Source organism: Hahella sp. NS-SX17 (assembly GCF_057367735.1).
Window position 1 is genome coordinate 6,027,615 of sequence record NZ_CM170632.1, and the last position, 23,775, is coordinate 6,051,389.

Below are 23,775 nucleotides of genomic sequence, written 5' to 3' on the forward strand. Positions count from 1 at the left end.
TAAGCCTTGAGAACAAAGGGGAAACGCTGAAAACCGGCGCAATCATATCACAGCCGCCACCGGGCTCTGGAGCCCATACTGCCAACTTTTTGAACGCCCCCCTACACTAGAGCCCGCCTAAAACGTATAATACGCGGTCCCAATTTTTAAGTTCGCAGATTCTTCGGGTGGTTTTGAATGGCGCAAAAACTCTTTATTAAAACCTATGGCTGTCAGATGAACGAGTATGACTCCTCGCGCATGGCTGACTTATTAGGTGAGAGTCATAGCGTTGAGCTCACCGACAACCCCGATGAGGCGGACATTTTACTGCTGAACACCTGTTCTATCCGAGAAAAAGCTCAGGAGAAAGTGTTTCATCAGCTAGGCCGCTGGAGAACGCTTAAAGAAAAGAATCCTAATCTGCTGATTGGCGTCGGCGGCTGCGTCGCCAGCCAGGAAGGCGACGCCATTCGCGACCGCGCGCCTTACGTAGACATGGTGTTTGGCCCGCAGACCCTGCACCGCCTGCCGGAAATGGTCAACTCCGTCGCCCATCAAAAGATCCCAATGGTGGACGTCACATTCCCCGAAATTGAAAAGTTCGACCGCCTGCCCATGCCCAGCAGCGAAGGCGCCAGCGCCTTCGTCTCCATCATGGAAGGCTGCAGCAAATACTGCACATTCTGCGTAGTGCCCTACACTCGCGGCGAAGAAGTCAGCCGCCCAGTGGACGACGTGATCGCGGAAATCGCGCATTTGGCCGGACAGGGCGTGCGCGAAGTTAATTTGCTGGGACAGAACGTTAACGCTTATCGGGGTCTGACTCACGACGGCGACTACATGGACTTGGCGGAGCTGATCACTTATGTCGCCTCAATCGACGGTATTGATCGCATCCGCTACACTACTTCACACCCGGTCGAATTTTCCGACTCACTTATCGAAGTCTACGCCAGCGTTCCCAAGCTGGTCAGCCACCTGCACCTACCCGTGCAAAGCGGCTCCGACCGCATATTGAACCTGATGAAGCGCGGTCACACGGTCGCCGAGTACACAGACAAACTGCGCCGCCTACGTGAAATTCGTCCCGACATCAGCCTGTCCTCGGACTTCATTGTCGGCTTCCCTGGTGAAACTGATGAAGACTTTGAACACACCATGAACCTGATCAATGAGATAGGCTTTGACCACTCATTCAGTTTCGTCTACAGCGCACGTCCGGGCACTCCCGCCGCCAATCTGGAGGACAACGTCTCCGAAGAGGCCAAGAAGCAGCGTCTGTCGATCCTGCAACAACGCATCTTGCAGTTCGCCCAGGACATCAGCCGCAAAATGGTCGGCTCCACCCAACGCATTCTGGTGACAGGCGTCTCCAAAAAAGACCCTGGCGAACTACAGGGACGCACGGAGAACAACCGTGTAGTGAACTTCCGTAGCGACAATCATGACATTATCGGGCGCTTTGTCGATGTCACCATCACCGCAGCCCTGCCCAATTCACTACGTGGTGAACGCATTGACAGCCTGGACTATTAAGTCTCAGGCCCGAATCACACTATCAGGCGGTAAATTTTGAACGAGCCAGCCATCAGCTTTAAGCTGGAACCAGCTGACCCCATCAGACTGCAAGCCCTATGCGGGCAGTTTGATGAAAACCTGCGCTTAATTGAACGCCGCCTGAAGGTGCGCGTCGCCTATCGCGGGCACTCATTCACCCTGTTTGGGGAAGAAAAAAACGCCCAGGCGGCGGCGGAAATCATTCGCCACATTTACAGAGAAACAGAAGCGTCCTCGTCTATTGAACCCGACACAGTACATCTGTTTATTCGGGAGTCTGGCGCAGAGGAAGAAGACGACGCCAGCAACTCTTCTGGCGGCGTTGTTATCCGTACACCCAAGTTACATATCCGGCCGCGCGGTCAGAATCAGATTCACTATGTAAAATCCGTACTGCAGCACGACATCAACTTCGGCGTAGGCCCCGCTGGAACAGGCAAGACTTATCTGGCGGTTGCGTGCGCAGCGCAAGCCCTGGCCGATGATCAGGTAAAACGCATTCTGTTGGTGCGCCCTGCGGTTGAAGCGGGAGAGAAACTTGGATTTCTACCCGGCGACTTGGCGCAGAAAGTGGACCCTTATCTACGCCCTCTGTACGACGCGTTATATGAAATGTTCGGTTTCGAGCATGTCAATCGATTGCTGGAAAAAGGGCTGATTGAAATCGCACCACTGGCGTTCATGCGCGGCCGCACCCTTAATAACGCGTTCATCATACTGGATGAAAGCCAGAATACCACGCCAGAGCAGATGAAGATGTTCCTGACCCGGATCGGCTTCGGCTCAACCGCGGTAGTGACTGGGGACCCCACACAGGTCGACCTGCCGAAAGGCGTTCCGTCCGGACTGGTTCAAGCGTTAAAGGTGCTAGAGGACGTCAAAGGCGTAAGCGTCACCAAATTCCTGAGCAAAGACGTCGTACGCCACCCCCTTGTACAAAGAATTGTTGATGCGTACGAAGCATTTAACAAAAATTCCATTTGAAAATCGTCGCCGAAGCCCATATAAACGAAGCAAACGCATCTAAATAAAGCAGTTTATGAGTCTCGACGTCGATATCCAGATAGCCTCGGAAGAGGCTGACCTTCCAAGCGAAGAACAGCTGATTCTGTGGGCGCAGACTGCCCTGCGCGAAACCAGCGACCGTGAAGTGACCATCCGCATCGTCGATACGGAGGAAAGCCAGGAGCTGAACGCGCAGTATCGTGGCAAAGACAAGCCAACCAATGTCCTGTCCTTCCCTTTTGAAAACCCGCCTGGACTAACTCTGCCCCTGTTGGGCGACTTGGTTATTTGCGCGCCGGTAGTGTTCAACGAAGCCGTTGAGCAACAAAAAACCGCCGCCGCGCACTGGGCGCACATGGTCATTCATGGGATGCTGCATTTACAGGGATACGACCATATAATTGACGAGGAAGCAGAGGTTATGGAAAGTCTCGAAACAGAACTGGTGACCAGTCTGGGCTTTCCCCCTCCCTACGCCACCAACAGTTCGTTAGCTGAAGGGTAACACAACATCAATGAGTGACGATCATTCGGGTAGCCAGCAAATTTCTCGCTCATGGCTTGACCGTATAACCCAGGCCTTTTCCGATGAACCGCAAAACAAGGAAGAACTCCTGCAGATCATGCGGGAAGCGGAAAACCGTAACATCATAGACCCCGACTCCCTGAGCCTGATAGAAGGCGCCATGCAGGTCACGGACATGCAGGTTCGGGAAATCATGATTCCTCGCGCCCAAATGAGCGTCGTCAAGGCCGCACAGAGCCCGCAGGAATACATGGAGGAAATTCTGGAGTCCGCCCATTCTCGCTACCCAGTCATCGGTGAATCCAAAGATGAAGTGGTCGGCATTCTACTGGCCAAAGACTTGCTCGGGCTGGCGCTGAAAAACGAATTAAACAAAAGCAAAGTTCAGGACATACTCCGCCCTGTATGGTTTATTCCTGAAAGTAAGCGCTTGAATCAGCTACTGAAAGAGTTCAAGGAAAACCGCAATCACATGGCGATTGTGGTGGACGAATATGGCGGCGTAGCCGGCCTCGTCACCATTGAGGACGTGCTTGAACAAATTGTTGGCGAAATAGAAGACGAGCATGACTTTGACGAAGAAAGCCTCATCAAATGCACCGGCCACAATCAATATGTCGTCAAAGCACTGACGCCAGTGGAAGAGTTTAATGAGTACTTCACCACCAATCTGGACGAAGAAGAGTTCGACACCATCGGCGGACTGGTCATCAAACAGTTTGGCCGTCTGCCGAAGCGAGGCGAAACCGTCTCCTTCAATGGCTTCGACATCAAAATACTCAATGCGGACAGCCGCCAGATTCGCCTGATTCAGGTCAGCCGTACGGCATGAAGTCCGCCTTACTGAGAAACTGGGTGGCTCCGGCCGCCGCAGGCGGGTTGTTCACACTTTGCTTCGCCCCGTACAACCTATGGTATTGCGCCTTTCCCGCGGCTTTGATCTTGCTGAACGTCTTCCAGTTCGGCAAGGTCAAACAGGCCCTGGCGCAAGGTTGGGCGTTTGGTCTTGGATTGTTCGGATCTGGCGCCTCGTGGGTCTACGTAAGCATTCATGATCACGGCAACGCCAGCTCAGCGCTGGCGTTTATCCTGACCGCCGTCTTCGTGGCCGGCATCGCACTGTTTCCCACACTCCAATTCTTTCTGACCGCACGCTTAACCCGTCAGCGCTTATCGCCAAGCCTGGAAGGGCTGATATTCATCGCTATGTGGATATTGTTCGAGTGGGTCAGATCCTGGCTTCTTACAGGATTTCCCTGGTTGTTCCTGGGCGTCGCGTTTATCGAAACGCCTTTAGCTGGCTGGGCTCCGGTACTGGGCGTCTATGGGCTGGCGTTCCTGTTACTGTCAACCTGCCACGTACTCAATCTCTGTTATCACAACCGCAAATCCCTCACCACTTTGACCTACAGCGCTGCGCTGATCATCGGGGTCTGGGGCGGAGGAGCCTTGCTGCAGCAGGTTGAATGGACAACGCCACGAGGCGAACCGATACAAGTCAGCATGGTGCAGGCGAACATTGCCCAGGAAATAAAGTGGCGACAAGAAAACCGTGAAGTCATCACTGACACCTATCTGACATTGACTGAACCACTCTGGGGTAGCGACCTGATTATCTGGCCGGAAACTGCGCTTCCTTATTTCCGCAGACAGGCGGAGCCATTACTCAAACAGCTGGACAAGCAAGCTAAAGAAGAGAACGCCGCCTTGATGATGGGTATTCTAAGCGCGGAAAGAGGCGAAGACGCCAGACTAAACGTTTACAACAGTTTTATCGCGTTAGGCCAGGGCGAAGGCGTATACAACAAGCAAAAGCTGGTGCCCTTTGGTGAATATGTTCCTTTAGAGTCATGGTTGCGCGGGCTCATTGACTTCTTCAATTTGCCAATGTCCAGCATGCAAAAAGGCTCCCCAACACAAGCCCCCATTCGTTTTCGAGACGCGACCCTGATGCCTTTCATCTGCTATGAAGTCGTTTACCCGGACTTCGTCGCCGAGCTGGCGCAGCAGCCTGAGCTATTGGTGACCGTCAGCAATGACAGCTGGTTCGGAGCATCTATCGGTCCGCACCAACATCTGCAGAACGCACAGATGAGAGCGCTGGAGAATGACAAGTTCATGCTGCGCTCAACTAATAACGGTATTACGGCCATTATTGATCCACATGGCCGCATAGTTTCACGGGCTCCGCAATTTCAGGCCACGACTTTAAGTGGAGAAGTGTCGCTGAGAAATGGAAGCACTCCATTTTCCAGGCTGGGGTCCTGGCCGATTCTGATCATCGCCTGCTTAACACTGGCTGGAGCGCTACTCCTAGGGCGACGCGAGCAGGCCCACGCGCCCACCATTGCTACAGAGCAGGCGGGTTAGTCGCCGCCTTCGGCAACACCATCACCGTCAAGTTCCGGCTCGTACGGCCATCGGGAAGTAAGCCGTTGAAAATAGATGCCCTGACACCGGTGACAGCTGTCGATATGCGAGGTTTCCACCAAACAGACCATCTTGCCGCACTGGTCGCATTTAAGAACGCCGGGGCAGGCGACTTCTCCTGCGACATAGGTTCCCGGGTCATGGTGCAGTTGATAGTCCAGCTTTTCCAAATCCACCAGGGTTTTATCGGCGATGGACAAGAGCGCGCCGCCGATGCGCTGCTCAATCAGGTCAAGATCAAACCGCAACCACTCACGTAGCCCCTTTCCAGTTTCTGCGACGAAATGGTAAAGCTCCTTCATGTCGCGTTTGACATAGGCCTCCAGCAGACTCCACTCCTCCCTGGTCAGTTTCGCCAGTCCCTGCTCAAACTCAACAGCCTGATCAATCTCCTGTTTAACTGTCTCCCATGTCTTTACTTCAACGTCAGCGAGTGACTTCTCAACGCGTTGCAGAACATTGTTGTACGCCTGCACAACATGTTCAGGCGCTTTATCCTCCTGCTTCATACCTTAACCTCCCGGATATGCGAGATCTTGTTTTCAACCCTACTCCAACCCTATCTGTAGTCAACACTATTAGGTTAGAATAAACGGCTTTCATGGCGGAAAGTCCGCCATTAACCCATTGTGTTTACACGCCCCAGCGCCTTGCCGACGCAGAGTCCATCAGTACGGATTATGTCACGCTTGCAAGCCGACGTTTTTGATCCGGGGCGATAAACCTTAATTAAAGCGATCAGGCGAAAAAAGACGACCGATGGAAGAACTGTACCACCCGAAAAAAGTTGAGCAGGAAGCGCAAAAGTTCTGGGAAGAAACCGATGCATTCAAAGTGAACGAGGAGCCAGGCAAGGAGAAGTTCTACTGCCTATCCATGTTCCCCTACCCCAGCGGCAAGCTCCACATGGGGCATGTCCGCAACTACACCATCGGCGACGTCATCTCCCGCTACCAGCGGATGCAGGGTAAAAACGTTCTACAACCCATGGGTTGGGACGCATTCGGTCTGCCGGCGGAAAACGCGGCGCTGAAAAACAACGTCGCGCCAGCCAAGTGGACCTACGAAAACATCGCCTACATGAAGAACCAGTTAAAGCTGTTGGGCTTTGGTTACGACTGGAATCGCGAGTTAGCCACATGCCGCCCGGAATACTACAAATGGGAGCAATGGTTCTTCACACGTCTTTACGAAAAAGGGCTGGTCTACAAAAAAATGTCCACGGTCAACTGGGACCCGGTGGATGAGACCGTATTGGCCAACGAGCAGGTTATCGATGGCAAAGGCTGGCGTTCCGGAGCAGATGTCGAGCGTCGCGAAATCCCGCAATGGTTCATTAAGATCACGGACTACGCCGAACAACTGCTGAACGATCTGGACAAGCTGGAAAACTGGCCCGAACAAGTCAAAACCATGCAGCGCAACTGGATCAATAAGTCAGAAGGGGTTGAGTTCCGCTTCAAACTGAAAGACCACGATGGCGATTTGCAGGTATACACCACACGTCCAGATACCGTCATGGGCGTCACTTACGTCGCTATCGCGCCGCAACATCCGTTGGCGCTGGAAGCCGCCACTAATAATCCCGAGCTGGCGAAGTTCCTGGATGAGTGCAAAAACACCAAGGTCGCAGAAGCTGACATAGCTACCATGGAAAAACGCGGCATGGACACTGGCTTCTTTGTCATCCACCCACTGACTAATGAGCCCGCGCCCATCTGGGTCGCCAACTTTGTCTTGATGGACTACGGATCAGGCGCGGTGATGTCAGTCCCAGGCCATGATCAACGCGACCACGAGTTTGCACTGAAATACAGCTTGCCCATCAAGCAAGTGATCTCAGTCATTGGCGCCGATGAAGTGGACATACAGGAACAAGCCATTACCGAAAAAGGCATACTGGTCAACTCCGGCGAGTTTACCGGCATGACGTCCCAGGAAGCTTTCGATGCAGTTGCTGAAAAATTGAGCGCTCTGGGAATCGGCGAGAAAAAAATCAACTATCGTCTACGTGACTGGGGCGTTTCCCGCCAGCGTTACTGGGGCGCGCCTATCCCCATGATGACGCTGGAAGACGGAACGGAAGTTCCTGTTCCTCTGAGCGATCTCCCTGTCAGACTGCCTGAAGATGTGGAAATGGACGGCGTCAAATCCCCCATTAAAGCCGATCCTGACTGGAGCAAGCGCAGCTACAACGGCCAGCCCGCCACCCAGGAAACGGACACTTTCGACACCTTCATGGAGTCTTCCTGGTATTACGCGCGCTTCTGTTGCCCTAACCTGGAAACCGCCATGTTGGACCCAGCAGCCGCCAACTACTGGCTGCCCGTAGACTACTACGTAGGCGGAATTGAACACGCCATCCTGCACTTGCTGTACTCACGTTTCTTCCACAAGTTATTGCGCGACGAAGGTTTAGTCGACAGCGATGAGCCGTTCAAAAAGCTGTTGTGCCAAGGCATGGTAATCGCGGAAACCTTCTATCGCGAAGATCCATCCGGCAAGAAAACCTATTTCAATCCCAAGGATGTTCGCTCAGAGCCCGATGCTCAAAAAGCCTTTTTGATTGAAGACGGCCAGCCTGTTGTCATTGGACCCAAGGAGAAAATGTCCAAGTCCAAAAACAATGGCGTTGACCCGCAAGAGCTGATCGATAAGTACGGCGCCGATACAGTCCGCCTGTTCACCATGTTCGCCGCCCCCCCAGAACAATCTTTGGAGTGGTCAGAGTCAGGCGTTGAAGGACAGCATCGCTTCCTGCGCCGCCTTTGGAAACTGGTGCATACCCATGTTGAGAAGAAAGGGGCTGCGCCGCTGAATGTGGCCGAACTGAACGAAGCTCAGCGCACACTGCGTCGCAAGACTCATGAAACCATCAAGAAGATGACGGACGAGTTTAGTCACCGCATGGCGATCAACACTGGCATCGCTATGGTGATGGAGCTATTGAATGAGTTAAGCCGCTTTGAAGACGATTCGCCTCAAGGTTTGGCGGTTGTACAGGAGGCGCTTGAAACAGCAGTACTGGTGCTGGCTCCGATTGTCCCCCACATCAGTCATGGACTGTGGCGCGAGCTGGGGCATGAAGAAATCGTTATGAACGCCACTTGGCCAGAGCTGGACGAGAAAGCACTCGAAAAAGACAGCATTGAGCTCGTCGTTCAAGTGAATGGAAAGCTGCGCGCCCGCATTCAGGCTTCAGCCAGCGCTGGTAAAGATGAGCTGGAGAAACTGGCGTTCGACGATGAAAACGTTCAACGCTTCATGGAAGACAAAAGCGTCGTTAAAGTCATCGTTGTACCAGGGAAGCTGGTCAACATCGTGGTGAAGTAAGCGATGCGAATCGGTATCAGTTTAGTGCTGGCGGGGATGGCCAGCCTCCTCCTCAGCGGTTGCGGATTTCACCTGCGCGGCCAGATGGAACTCTCCCCTTCCCTCCAGGCGCTCAACTTGAGCTGCCCGGAGGGCGACGCCAGAGCGCTCTGCGGCCAGATCCGCGAGCGCTTGCAAAAAGCTTCTGTTCAAGTTAGCGATGGAGAAGCTGACGCTCCCACATTGACGATAGGCGGCATTGAAAACAATCGCCGCGCAGTCAGCCTGGACAGCAGCGCCAACGCAGCAGAATACGAGCTTTCCCGCAAAGTCACCTTTAGTCTGGCTGACGCACAGGGCGAGCCGTTGATTCAGCCAACATCGTTACAGCAGTTCCAGTCTTACCAGTACGATAAGCTGAGCGTGCTTGGCAAGGAGAAGGAAGAAGACGGCATCCGAGACGATCTGGATAAACTGCTCGCCACGGAAATACTCAATCGCCTCGCCGTATATAGCGAACAAGCTTCAGCGCAGACGGCAAACTGAGCTTCTATGCGCATCAAACCTGAGCAGCTGCAAAACAGCCTGAATAAACATCCCCCCGCCGTGTTTGTGGTGAGCGGGGATGAACCACTGCTGCGTCAGGAAGCCTGCGATGAGATTCGCGCATACAGCCGTAAACAGGGATTCAGCGAGCGTATCGTCTTCCACGCTCCCAAGAACTTCGACTGGAGCGCCCTCGATGAGCACACGCAGTCCTTCTCTCTTTTCGGTGAGAAGAAGCTACTGGAAGTCCATCTGGACAACCTCCCAAATGATGGCGGAAAAAAACGTCTCGCCGCTTTCAGTGAAACCCCCCCCGAAGACTGTTTAATGCTGATCATCAGCGACCGTATTGAATCCTCAACTCTTAACACAAAGTGGTTCAAATCCATTGAGACACATAGCCTGCACGTCCAGGTTTGGCCGGTCAGCCATGACCAGTTACCTAACTGGATCAACCAACGCCTACATAAATTAGGGTTCACGCCCACATCCGGCGCAGTGAAAGCATTATGTGATCATGTTGAAGGCAATTTGCTTGCCGCACGGCAGGAAATGGAAAAACTACGCTTGCTGTCCGACGACGCCAATCTGGATGAAGAACAGGTTCTGCGTGGCATCTCCAATAGCAATAAGTTCACCGTCTTCAACTTGGTGGACGCCTGCCTGGAGCGAAACCCCAAACAAGCGTTAAAAGTCCTGCAAACATTGCAGGCTGAATCCTTCGAACCAACCATCGTACTCTGGTCACTTGCTCGCGAAGTACGCCTGATCGCCAAACTGTATAAGCATTCACAGACATCTCAGGGCCTTGAACAAGCGCTGCAGAAAGAGAGGGTTTTCAAGAATCGCTGGGCGCTTTATAAACGCTTCATCCCTCGCTTTAACGCCGCTCGCCTCCGAAACATTCACCAAGCTTGTCAGGCCGCAGACAAGTCTATAAAGGGCTTGGATAGCACCCCGGTTTGGTCTACCCTGACTTACGCTGCATTGGAGCTTGCGGGGGCTGGTTTACCCTCCGCCTGATTCAATCGCCAGCGCCGAAAAACCGCAATCGCGTTGATGCAGATCAACCACCCAACACCGCTGCTGTCTATGATTAATGGAACCTAAATCATCGGGAGAGATGAACTATGAGCACGCTGCAAGACGAAATCAAAAGACTGAAAGACTCACTCAAGCAGGAGCGGGATGAGCTGAGGGTCCAGCTTAATCTGGCCAAAGCAGAGGTCCGCGACGAATGGGAAGACCTTGAAAAAGAATGGGATAAATTTGTCGGCAAACTTCAACAGGCTGGCAAAGAAGCCGGGCAGACCGGCAAGGAAGTCAGCGAAACCGCCAAGCAAATGGGTGAAGAACTGCTTAGCGGCTATCAACGCATCAAAAACCGTCTCAAGTAACTCCAGCAGGGGCGAAAACTCGTCCCTGCCACCTCCATTCTTCCCAATCAGCGGAAGCAGCTCTGTTTGCACTGTACTTTGCTGACAATTTGTAATATAGGTGTAATCGGGTCCGCTTAGCCCTGATGGGCATATCAGCGGCCCTGCGAATCACCGAATAAAAACAATCAGATTACGGGTCCGCGAATGAGGAACACTGTCACCATCCTGCTGGTAGTTTTCATGGCGGGCATACTTAACGTCACCCACGCCCAGACCAAGTTCAACGACCCAAAACAAACGCTCAAGGAAGAATTCTGGGGCAAACTTTACGCCGACGGAGGAAGAACTTTTTTTTGTAAAAAAGAGTTCAGTAAGAAAAACATTCTGGTCACTGAAAGCTATATCTATTCCACTCTCTGGATCAGAGACAACCTGGAGTGCGGAACGCCCCGACAGTGCAGAGAGAACAACGAAGCCTATCAGCGCATGGCTTCAGATCTACACAATATCTATCCAGAAGACGCCCGTTTTGAGTTGGAGCGTCGCGCAGCCAAATTCGAAGAGTTAGGCAACGAAGTAAAAGCGGATGAGTGCGGCATCCGTCAGGTGTTTGGCATTATCGACCCTCCTGACGATATAAAAGGCGACATCGCCCGCAGCATCCTCTATATGCACACCACTTACGACCTGCCTTTGTATGGCAATTTGGACCAACTGAAACGCTGGCATCGCGCCGACCCGCCAACCCCTGAAGAAATCAGGCGAGACGAGCAGATTCACAAACTGCAAGGCAACAGTAATCCTTTTGTTACGCACCCCGAGTCCGCCGAACGGGTGACGTTAAACCGCTGACTCTCACCCCCAAACTAAAAAAGCCCGCTGAGCGGGCTTTTTACACGAAGAGTCAGTACAACTTAGAACTGCGCCACATCCAGCGCCATCATATCGTTGCTACCGGACTTTATGGATTCCGCCAGGGATACCGTGCGCGGCAGAAGACGACGGAAATAGTAACGTGCGGTTTTCAGCTTCGCGTCATAGAAACCGGAGCTGTCGCTCGCCTGCTTCTCAAGTGCGACTTTAGCCATCATCGCCCATACGTGCGCAAATGCGGCATAGCCGAAGAGATCCAAATACTCGACGCTTGCAGCGCCAACCGCATTAGGGTCCTGCCCAACGGTCTCAAGTATGTATTCAGTCACATCGGACAAACGCTCAAATACAGCCGCCAGCGGCTCCAAAAACTCATGCAGCTCATTGTTGTCACGGTTGGCTTCGATAAAGTCGGCCACTTCGCCAGCATATAACTCAACGAACTTACCGCCGTTCATCGCAACTTTACGCCCCATCAGATCAAGCGCCTGAATGCCGTTAGTGCCTTCGTATATCTGGGCGATGCGCACGTCGCGCACCAACTGCTCCTGCCCCCATTCACGAATGTAGCCATGGCCGCCAAATACTTGCTGGCCAAGCACAGTGCTGTCCAGACCGCGATCCGTCAAAAACGCTTTTGCAACTGGCGTCAACAATGCGACCATCGCTTCAGCATGCTGCTTAGCGGCGTCGTCGTCCGAGTACTTGGAAATATCCAGATACTTAGCCACATAGGTGGAGAAAGCACGGCTACCTTCAATAAACGCACGCATGGTCATCAACATCCGACGCACATCAGGATGCACAATAATAGGATCAGCCGCTTTTTCCTTGACGACCACACCTGTGGCGGAACGACCTTGAATACGGTCCTTCGCATACTCAACCGCATTCTGATAGGACCGTTCGGCTGCGGCCAAACCTTGTACGCCCACCCCCAGGCGCTCGTAGTTCATCATCGTAAACATACAGGCCAAACCTTTGTTCGGCTCGCCCACTAACCAGCCTTGCGCACCATCAAAATTCATCACGCACGTTGCCGACGCCTTGATGCCCATCTTGTGCTCGATTGAGCCGCAAGACACAGGATTGCGATCACCTGCGCCACCCTCGGCAGTGACTTTGAATTTAGGCACAAGAAACAAGGAGATACCCCTTGAACCTGCTGGAGCGTCTGGCAGTTTAGCCAGCACCAAGTGAATAATGTTTTCGCTCAGATCATGCTCACCGCCGGTAATGAATATCTTTGTGCCGGTGATGGCGTACGAACCGTCGCCATTTGGCTCAGCCTTGGTCCTGATGATGCCGAGATCCGTACCGGAATGCGGCTCAGTCAGACACATAGAGCCAGCCCATACGCCTGAATACAGATTGGGCAAGTAGGTTTGCTTCAGATCTTCACTTGCGTGGGCGTCAATCGCCAGACAGGCTCCCGCAGTCAACATAGGGTACAAACCGAAGGAAATATTAGCGGATTGCACCATTTCCTCGACCTGAGCGCCCAGCATCTTCGGCATCCCCATGCCGCCGAAGTCAGGATTGCCGCCCAGCCCACACCAACCACCTTCGATAAAGGTGTTGTAAGCCTCTTTGAAGCCCTTCGGCGTTGTGACTACTCCCTCATTCCATTGGCAGCCTTCTTCATCTCCGCTACGGTTAAGTGGAGCCAGCAGAGAAGACGCAATCTTGGCGGCCTCCTCTAAAATGGCGTCCGCAGTATCCGGGTCAACAGTGTCGCGCGCGCCCGGCAAGCTGAGCCAAAGTTTATCGGCTTCAAACACTTCTTTGAGTAGAAACTGCATGTCACGAAGCGGCGCAGAATAATCAGCCATGGTTACTCCCTCGAGCTAAATCGCTTTGTCTGAATGAATGTCTTTCTGACTTGTGCTTATTGTCGCGCTATTATCTAGCCATTACGAATCCGGCTACATAGCGGTTCGCATCAATATGTAAAAAAGCCCGCTACAGCGGGCTTATTTTGTCCCTATCAAGAATCAGAACGCAAAGTTTTCCACTTCCATATCCATCATACAGCCAGCGCCATTGAGTGCGGACTGTGCATGGGACAGAGTGCGAGGCAGGATGCGTTTGAAGTAGAAACGCGCAGTCTGCAGCTTCGCCGTGTAGAAACCAGTTTCAGTGGTTCCTTCCGCCAGCTTATGCTGCGCCACCAACGCCATACGCGCCCAAAAATACGCTAACACGGCATAGCCGGAGTACATCAGGTAGTCAACAGAGGCGCCGCCCACTTCGTCGCGGTTCTTCATGGCGGCCATACCGATCTTCATAGTGAGGTCGCCCCACTCTTTGTTCAGCTTGGCCAGCGGCTCGACGAACTCGCTCATCTCCGCATTCTCCGCCTGCTCTTTGCAGAACACGTGAACCAGCTTAGTGAAGCGCTTCAGAGATTCGCCCTGAGTCATCAGAATTTTACGACCCAGCAGATCAAGCGCCTGAATGCCAGTGGTGCCCTCGTACATCAACGCGATACGAGTGTCGCGAACGATCTGCTCCATCCCCCACTCGGAGATAAAGCCGTGACCGCCATAAACCTGCATTCCCAGATTAGCGGACTCGTAACCGATTTCGGTCAGGAACGCTTTGGCGATTGGAGTCAGGAAGCCCATCAATTCGTCTGCTTCATTGCGAACTTTTTCGGTAGCGCCATGGTGAACGAAATCACCTTGCACTGCCGTGTAATAAATCAGTGCGCGGGAACCTTCAGTAAACGCTTTTTGCGTCAGCAACATACGACGGACATCAGGATGAACAATAATCGGGTCGGCAGGACCATTCGGATTTTTGACTCCAGACAGAGAACGCATCGCCAAACGATCTTTCGCGTAAGTAAGAGCGCCCTGGAAAGACAGTTCAGACGCGCTCAGACCTTGAATAGCAGTTCCCAGGCGAGCAAAGTTCATGAACGTGAACATACACGCCAAGCCTTTGTTCTCAGGGCCGATCAGATAGCCTTTGGCGCCGTCAAAGTTCATAACGCACGTAGAGTTACCGTGAATCCCCATCTTATGCTCGATAGAGCCGCAAGTGACGCTATTACGCTCACCCAGGCTACCGTCTTCGTTCACCAGAAACTTGGGAACGATGAACAGAGATATTCCTTTGGTGCCTTGCGGAGCATCTGGCAGGCGCGCCAGACAGATATGAACGATGTTTTCCGCCATATCGTGTTCGCCAGCGGAAATAAAAATCTTGGTTCCAGTAATGCTGTAGCTGCCATCGGCGTTTGGCTCTGCTTTGGAGCGCAGAATGCCCAGATCTGAACCACAGTGCGGTTCGGTCAGACACATGGTGCCAGTCCATTCGCCGCTGACCAGCTTAGGCAGATAAACCGCTTTTTGCTCTTCGGAGCCGTGCAGAATGACAGTATTGACAGCGCCATGGCTCAAGCCGGGATACATGCCCCAAGCCCAGTTGGATGAGCCCACCATTTCACTCATAACCAGACCGAGAGACTCTGGCAGGCCCTGGCCGCCGAAATCTTCCGGCGCCGTCATTGAAGGCCAGCCACCCTCGACATATTGCTGATAAGCTTCTTTGAAACCGGTAGGGGTGGTTACGCCGTCTTCGCTCCATGTGCAACCTTCCTCGTCTCCCACCCGGTTAAGGGGGGACAGGACCTGCTCACAGAACTTTGCTCCTTCCTGGATGATTGCGTCCACCATGTCTGGGGTCGTCATTTCCGCACTCGGTAATTCCTTGTAATGAGACTGCACATTCAGCAGTTCATCCATCACAAACCTGATATCGCGTAAAGGAGCTTTATATTCCGGCATAACGTTTACCTCAATCTCTACTCGGCGCAGCAACACGAGGCCACTACTTATTCCATGATCTGGATTTTTTTCACAGTGAGCCATAATACTCACCGATATATCAAACAAGTGTTTGAAACATACGTTTGCTTACGGTGATTGTCAAGAACGATTAGAGTTAAAGTTCCAATTTTTAATAGCTGTTTAGTCAGGGGTAAGCAGTAATACCTATAACCGCAAAATTAATCATTTAAAAACAACGCTTTATAAAAACAAAAATAGATACGGGACGTACTGCCTGAGTTGAAAAGTGGGTAAAATTTTGTAAGCGCAGATATCGGCTTAAGCGGCGAAAGCAAACACCTGACAAGGTTAAGAATTAGTAAAGAGGGTTTAGATCACTTCGTCCAATTGAATGTTGGGCTGCAGTCCCTGCTCGAAGGCCTGACCGATGCGAATCAAATCAAGATAGGTGCGAATAGCTGCGCTTTCACGTTCGCTGGAAGCACCGCGACTCTCTTCTTCCTGCTGACGTTGTTCACGTTCTTGCCGTTGTTCCGCCTGTATTTCAGCTCGGCCATCCGCCTGCTGCTGCGCAAGCTCAGAACGCGCCTGCAGTATAGTCTGTGTCGCACGAGCCGCGACTGAACGATCCTGCGAAGATGGCTCCGCCGGCGCCAACGCTGCTCTTCGGACCTGCTCCATTTTTCTAATGGTGGCCTCAGGATTACCGGGCACTGCCCCGGCATCTATAGACACTTCCCCGCCAACGGCGTATGAACGTCCATCCGGACCGCGAGTGTAGGAATACTGCGGAGCCCCCGCATAGACGCCACCGACAGCGACATGCGCCTGCTCGTGCTGTCGGACTTCCAAGTCTCGTTGTGACAATTGAGAAACCACAGCCAAATCACGCTCACTGAGACCAGGGTCGGAATTTCCTCGCGATGCGCTCTGAGGCAGTTCCGTCTGCTCTGGCGATGAAGGTGACCCAGCTTCTCCACCATCTTGCCCATTACCAGCTCCAGGCGACGCGTCAATGGCTCCAGCGACAGGTTCATCTGTTTGCGTCGGAGCCGGCTCACCGTCAGTATCCGTCTGCCCTGCAACCGTCGCTCCATCCGCTTCTGTTGTTGTCGGCTGAGCAGCCTGGGGCGGAACGTTCGTAGTTTGAGCGAAGCGATTATAGATAACGGTTGGAAAAGAGTTTGAAGGAGAGGAAGAAGCGCTAGGCTCCAACGGCTGCACAGGGGGCAGAGTAGAATCCAGGTCAGAAATGGCGACAGCTGAGCTGCTCACCTTCGTAGGAGGCGAGTATGGGGTAACCGAACTAATGGCGGGCTGGCCCGCTCCGGTTATCTGCACCTTATACTCCCGTTAACCTCGCTAAGGCCTGTAGCGGTCGCAACCGTTCAGGCTTTGATATCCAATAGCGTTCCCAGGGTTTCATCGGCAGTTTTGATGACCTTAGCCGAAGCTTTGACGCCATTTTCATACAACTTGAGGTCCACAATAGACTCCACGGCATCGTCAACGGTGCGCAGCTCGCCGGATTCCTCAACGGGCCGCCCCACTTTGGCGATTTCAGTCGCCGCTTTTTCCATCCCCTGGAGATTTTGCTTTACACCTTGCACACCGCTTTGCAAAACGCTTGAAATCATTGCATTACCACTCGGCGATTAGACTGACTCAGTTTTGATTGTACCCATCAAACAGATCAATTTTCAACCAACATCAAAACTTCTTAACAAACTTACACGATAGACTTACATCTGCTCAGAATACAGCGTCAAATAGCGGGGCCAATCGCAAAGCAGCCTGAACGCCAGGGCTATCCGGCGCCTCAGCTCTAGGAACAACACCTAGACAAGGCGCAGAAATTCTGGCGCTCAATGTTTCAAGATTATCCGTCAACTGAAGCATAGCTTCCTCTGACATCTGATTCGCCACCCATCCCGCCAAGCTTAAGCCCCGGCTGCGCAATACCTCCACTGTCAGCAAGGCGTGATTGATACACCCTAAACGCATTCCCACCACAAGAATGACGGGAATATCAAGCATCGCGGCAAGGTCACTTAAATATTCGCGCGGATTCAGCGGCGTCAACCAGCCGCCAGCGCCTTCCACCAGAGAAAAGTCGTGAGGCGTCATTAAGGCGCCGCGACATAAACCAGCCAGTCGAGGGGCGGACAAAGTTCGCCCTGCTTGCTGCGCAGCAATATGGGGAGCAATCGCAGGTTCCAGCGCAATGGGATTTACCTGAGCATAAGGAAGCGTCACCGTGGCGTAACGCAGCAACGTCAACGCGTCTTCGTTTCTCAGCCCTTCTGAAGTCTGCTCACAACCGGACGCTACCGGCTTTAATCCCAATGTGCGTTTTCCCAGGACTCCTGCCGCATGTAAAAGCGCGGCGGAGACAAAGGTCTTGCCAACCTCTGTATCCGTCCCAGTTACAAAAAACGTCTTAGCCATGATCTAGCTCCTGCTATAAACACAGACTCCAACATGATAGGTGGCAGGCACCCCTTGCTCCTGTCGGAATTTTTCGTAATTTTCGAGCGCCTGACGCAGACGTCGCTTACCTGTCAGACCTTGCGGGCGCTCCGATTGAATATTGTGAGCGCCGATACCTTTTAGTTCTTTCATAACAGCGAGTGCGGAGTCATGAAAACGCACATGCATGGACTCCTTGCACTCCCCCTGCAAGCCGCAAGCCTCCGCCGCGGCAGCCACCTGCTCAGCGCTCAAAAAGCGATTAACGTGCCGACCGCCATCCACTCCCCCCCATGCCTGCTCCAGCTCAAACAGCGTTTGCGTCAGCAACGTGGAGCAAATCAATCGACCGCCAGGCCGTAATACCCTGCCAGCCTCAGCAAACCAAGCACACGGGTCATCCAGCCACTGCATCGCCATGTTGCTGAACACAAGATCCTGACTGGAGTCCGCCACAGGCAGCGACTCCATATCAGCGACAGCCCAGATCTTCGCCACGTCATTGTGATGCGCACGGGCATATTCAATCATTCCCGCCGACAGGTCATAAGCGCACAATCTCGCTTCCGGTAAGCTGGCTTTCAGACGCTGCGTCAGCCATCCCGTGCCGCACCCCACATCGATAATATCCTGCGGACAGCCTTCTCGACCGAGCGACACCAAATATTCACCCACTTCCTTTTGCATGCCGGCCAGGAAGTCATAAGTCGCAGCCGCAGCACTAAATGACTCCGCCACTTTGGACTTATCCATGACGCCACGCTCAAAGCCTGCATGCGCGGAGGCCGATACAATGGATTTAAACGTTACTGCATGATTCATTGAATTCGTCCACGCGTTTCATCCTGACTGCAAGCGTTCGACTATGACTCGACTTGCTTCTTCATCAGGAAAATGACTCATGCCACCAACGACTTCCACTTGGCGGCTTGAATAGTTTTGCCGGAGGCATTGCGCCAGAGCGACTGGCGTAATCGCATCAAACTCTCCCAGAAAGTGGGAGACTGGAAAGTTGAGGCATGCCAGTTCATTACGTAAATCCCAACCCCGCAGCCATTCCAATGAAGCGCTTAGCTGCTGATCTGACCAGGACTCAATAGCAGCAGCGAAGCCTAACGTTCGCCTTGCTTGCGCTCGCGCCTGAAACGCCCCCTGTGTCTGCAATAAATTGAAACGCCGCAGTAGTCGCATACGATCTGAGGCTAAGTCATCAGCGAAGCTGTCAAGTAGCTCTCCGCCAACTCCAGGCCAGTCATCATCTCCTGCGAAAAATGGGTTACAGGCCACCAGCGCCAAACCGGAGACTGTCAGTTTTTCAGACGCCAGCATGCGTATGGCCAGCGCCCCGCCCAATGACCAGCCCACAATGAACGATTGTTCATTCAGCTGTATGGACATCCGCTCAACTAATGCCGTATAGCTTTCGTTTAATGTCCAGATCGTCACGTCCGGCTTTCCGCCAAAAGCCTGAGCCAGCGGTTCAAGAGCCAATTGCGGTTGCGCCCAGCCGCCAATCAAGTGGATAGAGCCAGAACGTCGATCAGGCATCTTCCGCCCCAGCAGTGTTAATCACCCCTCGATATGTATGCAAAACCTCAAGCAGCCTGTTCAAATCTTCGTCTGTATGAGCCGCAGTGAACGTCACTCTCAGTCGCGAAGTATTTGCCGGAACGGTGGGGGGGCGAATGGCGGTAATCAGAATGCCTTCATTACGCAAAACTGCGCTCAGTTCCATCGCGGCGGCGGCGTCGCCTATTAATATGGGCTGGATAGGGGTAAAAGAAGGCGCCAACTGGTAGCCCATTCCTGATGCCTCGTTACGAAAACGCGCCACCAATTTGTTCAAATGTTCACGGCGCCAATTCTCTTCCCGGCTGATGCGTAGACTGATACGGGCCGCCGCTGCAATAGCTGGAGGCATAGAAGTGGTGTAAATATAGGTCCTGGCGAACTGCACCAGGGTTTCAATCATTTCTTCCGACCCTGCGATGAAAGCGCCTGCGGCGCCATATGCTTTGCCAAGCGTGCCCATCAAAATCGGAATATCGCTCCGCCCCAGCCCGAAATGCGTCGCACAACCTCCGCCTTCCATTCCAAGCACGCCAAAACCGTGGGCGTCGTCCACCATAAGCAAGGCGTCTTTGCTATGACATACTTGCGTCATCGCATCTAAGGGCGCCACATCACCGTCCATACTGAAAACACCATCGGTAATCACCAGAGCCCGAGCGTCGCCCACCTCGCTCAGACGCTGAGCCAGATGTTCAGGGTCCGCATGGCGGTAGCGAAGTAGCCTGGCTCCAGATAGTAATCCTGCATCAAGCAGCGAAGCATGATTCAGTTTGTCCTCAATGACATAGTCGCTCCGCCCCAACAGGGCTGACGCGACGCCAAGGTTAGCCATATATCCGGTTGAAAAAAGCAGGGCGCGTTCACGACCGGTGAATTCGGCCAAATCCAACTCCAGATCATGATGGGCGCGATGATGGCCAATAACCAAATGAGAGGCGCCGCCACCAACGCCATACTCGCCCAGGGCCTGCTGCGCCGCAGCAATGACGCGCGGGTCGTTGGCCAGCCCCAGATAATCGTTGCTGCAAAAAGCGAGATACTCCCGACTGTCAATAACGACTCGTGGAGCCTGAGGGCTTTCTATGGTCAGGCGGCTGCGATAAAGATCCCGCTGTTTGCGCGCAACCAGCGCCTGCGCCAAATGCCCCCATTTCGACATGGCCGTTTACGCAGTTTTGGTGGCGTCGTAGAACATGCTTTCCATGCGCTGCTGTTGATCATGCACATGAATGGCGTCATGCAGATAGGCTTCCTGCTCATCTTCCGTATGCGCCTGCTCGCGTTGCTCTGGACGAATACCCAGTTTCTTGAACAGCATCATATCCTTGTCCGCTTCGGGATTCGGCGTTGTCAGCAGTTTTTCACCATAGAAAATAGAGTTGGCGCCCGCCAGAAAGCACATTGCCTGCATCTGCTCATTCATATCCTCCCGTCCTGCGGACAAACGCACATGAGATTTGGGCATCAGAATACGAGCCACGGCAATGGTGCGAATGAAATCGAACGGATCAAGGTCTTCCTGAATTTCCAGAGGCGTACCTTGCACTTTGACCAGCATATTGATCGGCACGCTTTCAGGATGACTAGGCAAGTTCGCCAGCTGGGCGAGCAAGGCGGCGCGATCACGAGCGCTTTCCCCCATGCCCATAATGCCGCCGCAGCAGACTTTCATACCGGCGTCTCTAACGTTTTGCAGCGTTTCCAGACGATCGGAGTAAGTACGCGTGGTGATAATTTCACCGTAGTAATTCTCAGAAGTATCCAGGTTATGGTTGTAGTAATCCAAACCTGCGCCAGCAAGCTCCAACGCCTGATCCGCCGTCAACATGCCCAGAGTCATACAGGTTTCCATCCCCAGGGATTTAACCTGCTTGACCATCTCAAGGACATAAGGCATATCTTTGGCGCGGGGGTTTCTCCAAGCCGCTCCCATACAAAAACGGCTGGCGCCCTTCTCTTTGGCGGCCTTGGCCTCGTTCACCACTTTTTCTACTTCCAGCAGCTTCTCTTTCTCAAGGCCAGTATTGTAGTGACCGCTCTGGGGACAGTACTTACAGTCCTCAGGACAGGCGCCGGTCTTGATGGAAAGCAGAGTGCTGACCTGCACCTCATTCGGATCGAAATTTTGTCTGTGCATGACTTGCGCCTGAAACAACAAGTCGTTGAAAGGCAGAGCAAAAAGTGCTTCGACTTCGTCCAAAGACCAGTCATGGCGGATAGGTGATTGCATGGTTGCTGTCATATCAAACTCTTGCTGTTATACAAAACTAGCCGGGGCCTGAGATATAATCCGCCTCGACACAGGAAAGTGGACCCAAAAACGAGAGAAATTCATGGAAGACATAATAAGCCGGGCCAAAAAGCTGTCAACCTTTCTCAGAGAAAAGGTTAACGGCTTACAACTAAAGCATTGCCTGCTTTGCCTCGAATCAAGCTGTAACAGCCATATTTGCGTCGCCTGCGCCGCTGACTTGTCCATACCGAAACACCCCTGCCCCCGTTGCGGAATCAGTCGGGTCGCACCCGATACTGCCCCTTGCGGGCGCTGCCTTCGTCAACCTCCGCACTTTGACGCCAGCACCAGCGCTTTTGACTACTCATTCCCATTGAATCAAGTCATCGGGCAGTTAAAGTATGGCGATAAGCGATACTGGGCCAAAGCTCTGGCCCAAGCCTCTCTTCCTATGTTTCATCAAGCTTATTCACATATTTCCGCTCCATTGCTGGTACCGGTTCCGATGCATAAAAGCAAGCAACGTAAACGCGGATTCAATCAAGCAGAGCTGTTGGCCCGGAGTTTGTCCCGTCACAGCAACGCCAAGATCAGCACAAAACTGTGCCGCCGAATCAAGGCGTCGCCGCCTCAAACCGGGCTGAGTCGCAGGAACAGACGCAACAATGTGAAAAATGGATTTGCAGTAATATCCGAATTGCCTCAACAGCCGCTGATCATTGTTGATGATGTGATCACTACCGGCAGCACGGTGGATGAGCTTGCACGAACACTCAAACAGGCTGGCGCACTGGAGGTTTACGTATTCAGTATTGCAAGGCGCTCTATGGATTAAACGTCTCAACGGTCTAATATCGACTTCGCCGCTTTCTCAGCAAGGGCAAGTGAGGCTGTAAGCCCGGGAGACTCAATGCCGAACAAATTAAACCAACCTGCAACCCCATTTTGCTCTGGCGTCTCGATGACGAAGTCCGCCGCGCCAGCCCCCTGCGGCGATAGTTTGGGACGAACGCCCGCATAGGCAGGCTGCAATAAGCCTTCCGGCAGCCCAGGCCAGTAGCGACGTATAGCCTGGGCGAACTTCGTCATCCGCCGTGAGTCCACGCTAAACTCCGGCTGTTCAACCCACTCGACATCCGGTCCAAATCGAGCCTGCCCACCTAAATCCAACGTCAAATGTACTCCCAACCCGCCTTCTTCAGGCACGGGATAAATCAAACGCTGGAAAGGGTTACGCCCTGGCAACGCAAAGTAACTTCCTTTGGCGAAATAGATTTGCGGGATTTTTGCTGCTGGATACCCCTCTATCCTGGCCAGCAGCCCCATCGCATCCAATCCAGCGCAGTTCACAATCGTCCTGGCCTTTATCTGACAAGGCGTTTCGCCGCCTACAGTCAAGGCAATTCCATCTGCACTTATACGCCCTGCAAGTAAAGGCGCATTAAAAACCGCCAGGCCCTCTGCGCGCTCAAAATCCCCCTGCAGAGACAACATATACTGATGGCTGTCAATGATACCAGTGGAAGGAGAGTACAGGGCGCCCACGGTCTCTAATTCCGGCTCCATCGCCAAGGCCTGCGATCGGGTTAACCATTGCAAGTCCGCAACGCCATTAGCAACAGCTGCGTCATATATCTGGTGTAACGCCGCCATCTGATCAGTACGCGTCGCAACTATAAGCTTTCCACAACGCCGATGGGGCACTCCCCGGGACGCGCAGTATTCATACAGAAGCTCCTTGCCTCGCACACAGGTTTCAGCCTTCAGGCTTCCTTTCGGGTAATAGATCCCTGCATGAATCACTTCACTGTTGCGTGATGAAATGCCAGAACCGATGAGGCTCTCCCGCTCCAGCAACAGTACTTCCTCCCCACTTTCAGCCAACGCTTTGGCGACGCCCAGCCCTACGACACCCGCGCCGATAACAACAATGGAAGTTTCAAAAAGCTCCATAAACAGTCCGTCGCCCTTATCTTAATGATTGATATAAACGGAAAAATTGGCAGAAGAGATAGAATTTATCCTAGAATTGAAAACCTCGGAAGCCCTCAGAGCAGGACACGTCCAATTCCCGCCTCTCAGTAACCCAAAAGG

The 23,775-nt window shown here is 53.0% G+C and carries 22 protein-coding genes; 11 read left to right on the forward strand and 11 right to left on the reverse strand.

The features are described from left to right. Positions 1-177: 177 nt before the first annotated feature. Genes miaB through lnt form a run of 5 tightly spaced genes read left to right on the forward strand, consistent with a single transcriptional unit; the run spans position 178 to position 5,440 of the window. Positions 178-1,518, forward strand: a complete 1,341-nt coding sequence (gene miaB, locus AC2IBB_RS26895; RefSeq protein WP_486329772.1) for a tRNA (N6-isopentenyl adenosine(37)-C2)-methylthiotransferase MiaB — start codon at positions 178-180, stop codon at positions 1,516-1,518. Positions 1,519-1,554: 36 nt separating this feature from the next. Beyond that, entirely contained in the window at positions 1,555-2,523 is a 969-nt protein-coding gene (locus tag AC2IBB_RS26900; protein WP_486329773.1) for a PhoH family protein, read from the forward strand. Positions 2,524-2,578: 55 nt separating this feature from the next. Next, complete coding sequence (gene ybeY, locus AC2IBB_RS26905) at positions 2,579-3,049, forward strand: rRNA maturation RNase YbeY (protein WP_486329774.1); 471 nt, start codon at positions 2,579-2,581, stop codon at positions 3,047-3,049. A 10-nt stretch (positions 3,050-3,059) separates the two neighbouring features. Further along, positions 3,060-3,902 carry an HlyC/CorC family transporter gene (locus AC2IBB_RS26910; protein WP_486329775.1) on the forward strand — a complete coding sequence of 281 codons (843 nt, stop codon included), beginning with the start codon at positions 3,060-3,062 and terminating at the stop codon, positions 3,900-3,902. Continuing rightward, the gene (lnt, locus tag AC2IBB_RS26915; RefSeq protein ID WP_486329776.1) at positions 3,899-5,440 is read left to right on the forward strand and encodes an apolipoprotein N-acyltransferase; all 1,542 of its coding nucleotides are present in this window, start codon (positions 3,899-3,901) and stop codon (positions 5,438-5,440) included. Before AC2IBB_RS26910 ends, lnt begins: the two co-directional genes overlap by 4 nt. On the opposite strand, the gene AC2IBB_RS26920 is transcribed toward lnt, so the two are convergent. After that, positions 5,437-6,009: a zinc ribbon-containing protein gene (locus tag AC2IBB_RS26920; protein WP_486329777.1), complete on the reverse strand. Its 573-nt coding sequence runs from the start codon at positions 6,007-6,009 to the stop codon at positions 5,437-5,439. The genes lnt and AC2IBB_RS26920 overlap by 4 nt on opposite strands. Before the next feature lie 250 nt (positions 6,010-6,259). On the opposite strand from AC2IBB_RS26920, the gene leuS reads away from it, so the two are divergent. From leuS to AC2IBB_RS26945, 5 genes are all read left to right on the forward strand, one after another. Then, the gene (leuS, locus tag AC2IBB_RS26925; RefSeq protein ID WP_486329778.1) at positions 6,260-8,833 is read left to right on the forward strand and encodes a leucine--tRNA ligase; all 2,574 of its coding nucleotides are present in this window, start codon (positions 6,260-6,262) and stop codon (positions 8,831-8,833) included. Positions 8,834-8,836: 3 nt separating this feature from the next. Next, entirely contained in the window at positions 8,837-9,358 is a 522-nt protein-coding gene (locus AC2IBB_RS26930; protein ID WP_486329779.1) for an LPS-assembly lipoprotein LptE, read from the forward strand. A gap of 6 nt (positions 9,359-9,364) precedes the next feature. Then, the gene (holA, locus tag AC2IBB_RS26935; protein WP_486329780.1) at positions 9,365-10,381 is read left to right on the forward strand and encodes a DNA polymerase III subunit delta; all 1,017 of its coding nucleotides are present in this window, start codon (positions 9,365-9,367) and stop codon (positions 10,379-10,381) included. A 107-nt stretch (positions 10,382-10,488) separates the two neighbouring features. Beyond that, positions 10,489-10,755 (forward strand): hypothetical protein, encoded by a 267-nt coding sequence (locus tag AC2IBB_RS26940; RefSeq protein WP_486329781.1) that lies wholly within the window; start codon positions 10,489-10,491, stop codon positions 10,753-10,755. A gap of 186 nt (positions 10,756-10,941) precedes the next feature. Then, the gene (locus AC2IBB_RS26945) at positions 10,942-11,589 is read left to right on the forward strand and encodes an endonuclease (protein ID WP_486329782.1); all 648 of its coding nucleotides are present in this window, start codon (positions 10,942-10,944) and stop codon (positions 11,587-11,589) included. Between the two features lie 62 nt (positions 11,590-11,651). Here AC2IBB_RS26945 and AC2IBB_RS26950 read toward each other — a convergent pair whose 3' ends face one another. The 9 genes from AC2IBB_RS26950 to bioB all read right to left on the reverse strand — a co-directional run bounded on the left by AC2IBB_RS26950 (position 11,652) and on the right by bioB (position 21,690). Continuing rightward, complete coding sequence (locus AC2IBB_RS26950; RefSeq protein ID WP_486329783.1) at positions 11,652-13,442, reverse strand: acyl-CoA dehydrogenase C-terminal domain-containing protein; 1,791 nt, start codon at positions 13,440-13,442, stop codon at positions 11,652-11,654. Between the two features lie 162 nt (positions 13,443-13,604). Then, a complete protein-coding gene (locus AC2IBB_RS26955; RefSeq protein WP_486329784.1) occupies positions 13,605-15,404 on the reverse strand; it encodes an acyl-CoA dehydrogenase C-terminal domain-containing protein in 1,800 nt (599 codons plus the stop codon). Positions 15,405-15,776: 372 nt separating this feature from the next. Beyond that, complete coding sequence (locus AC2IBB_RS26960) at positions 15,777-16,748, reverse strand: putative metalloprotease CJM1_0395 family protein (protein WP_486329785.1); 972 nt, start codon at positions 16,746-16,748, stop codon at positions 15,777-15,779. A 47-nt stretch (positions 16,749-16,795) separates the two neighbouring features. After that, on the reverse strand, positions 16,796-17,044 hold the full coding sequence (locus AC2IBB_RS26965; protein ID WP_486329786.1) for a flagellar biosynthesis protein FlgE: 249 nt from the start codon (positions 17,042-17,044) through the stop codon (positions 16,796-16,798). Positions 17,045-17,159: 115 nt separating this feature from the next. Then, entirely contained in the window at positions 17,160-17,855 is a 696-nt protein-coding gene (gene bioD / locus AC2IBB_RS26970; RefSeq protein WP_486329787.1) for a dethiobiotin synthase, read from the reverse strand. 3 nt (positions 17,856-17,858) lie between these two features. Beyond that, on the reverse strand, positions 17,859-18,698 hold the full coding sequence (gene bioC, locus AC2IBB_RS26975) for a malonyl-ACP O-methyltransferase BioC (RefSeq protein ID WP_486329788.1): 840 nt from the start codon (positions 18,696-18,698) through the stop codon (positions 17,859-17,861). A gap of 18 nt (positions 18,699-18,716) precedes the next feature. Further along, positions 18,717-19,424: an alpha/beta fold hydrolase gene (locus AC2IBB_RS26980; RefSeq protein WP_486329789.1), complete on the reverse strand. Its 708-nt coding sequence runs from the start codon at positions 19,422-19,424 to the stop codon at positions 18,717-18,719. Continuing rightward, complete coding sequence (bioF, locus tag AC2IBB_RS26985) at positions 19,417-20,607, reverse strand: 8-amino-7-oxononanoate synthase (protein WP_486329790.1); 1,191 nt, start codon at positions 20,605-20,607, stop codon at positions 19,417-19,419. The genes AC2IBB_RS26980 and bioF overlap by 8 nt, the downstream gene beginning before the upstream one ends. A gap of 6 nt (positions 20,608-20,613) precedes the next feature. Further along, positions 20,614-21,690 carry a biotin synthase BioB gene (bioB, locus tag AC2IBB_RS26990; protein ID WP_486329791.1) on the reverse strand — a complete coding sequence of 359 codons (1,077 nt, stop codon included), beginning with the start codon at positions 21,688-21,690 and terminating at the stop codon, positions 20,614-20,616. Positions 21,691-21,781: 91 nt separating this feature from the next. Between bioB and AC2IBB_RS26995 the strand changes: the two genes are divergently transcribed. Beyond that, the gene (locus AC2IBB_RS26995; protein WP_486329792.1) at positions 21,782-22,516 is read left to right on the forward strand and encodes a ComF family protein; all 735 of its coding nucleotides are present in this window, start codon (positions 21,782-21,784) and stop codon (positions 22,514-22,516) included. A 5-nt stretch (positions 22,517-22,521) separates the two neighbouring features. Here the strand turns inward: AC2IBB_RS26995 and AC2IBB_RS27000 are convergent, their stop codons facing one another. After that, the gene (locus AC2IBB_RS27000; protein ID WP_486329793.1) at positions 22,522-23,634 is read right to left on the reverse strand and encodes an NAD(P)/FAD-dependent oxidoreductase; all 1,113 of its coding nucleotides are present in this window, start codon (positions 23,632-23,634) and stop codon (positions 22,522-22,524) included. Positions 23,635-23,775: the final 141 nt, after the last annotated feature.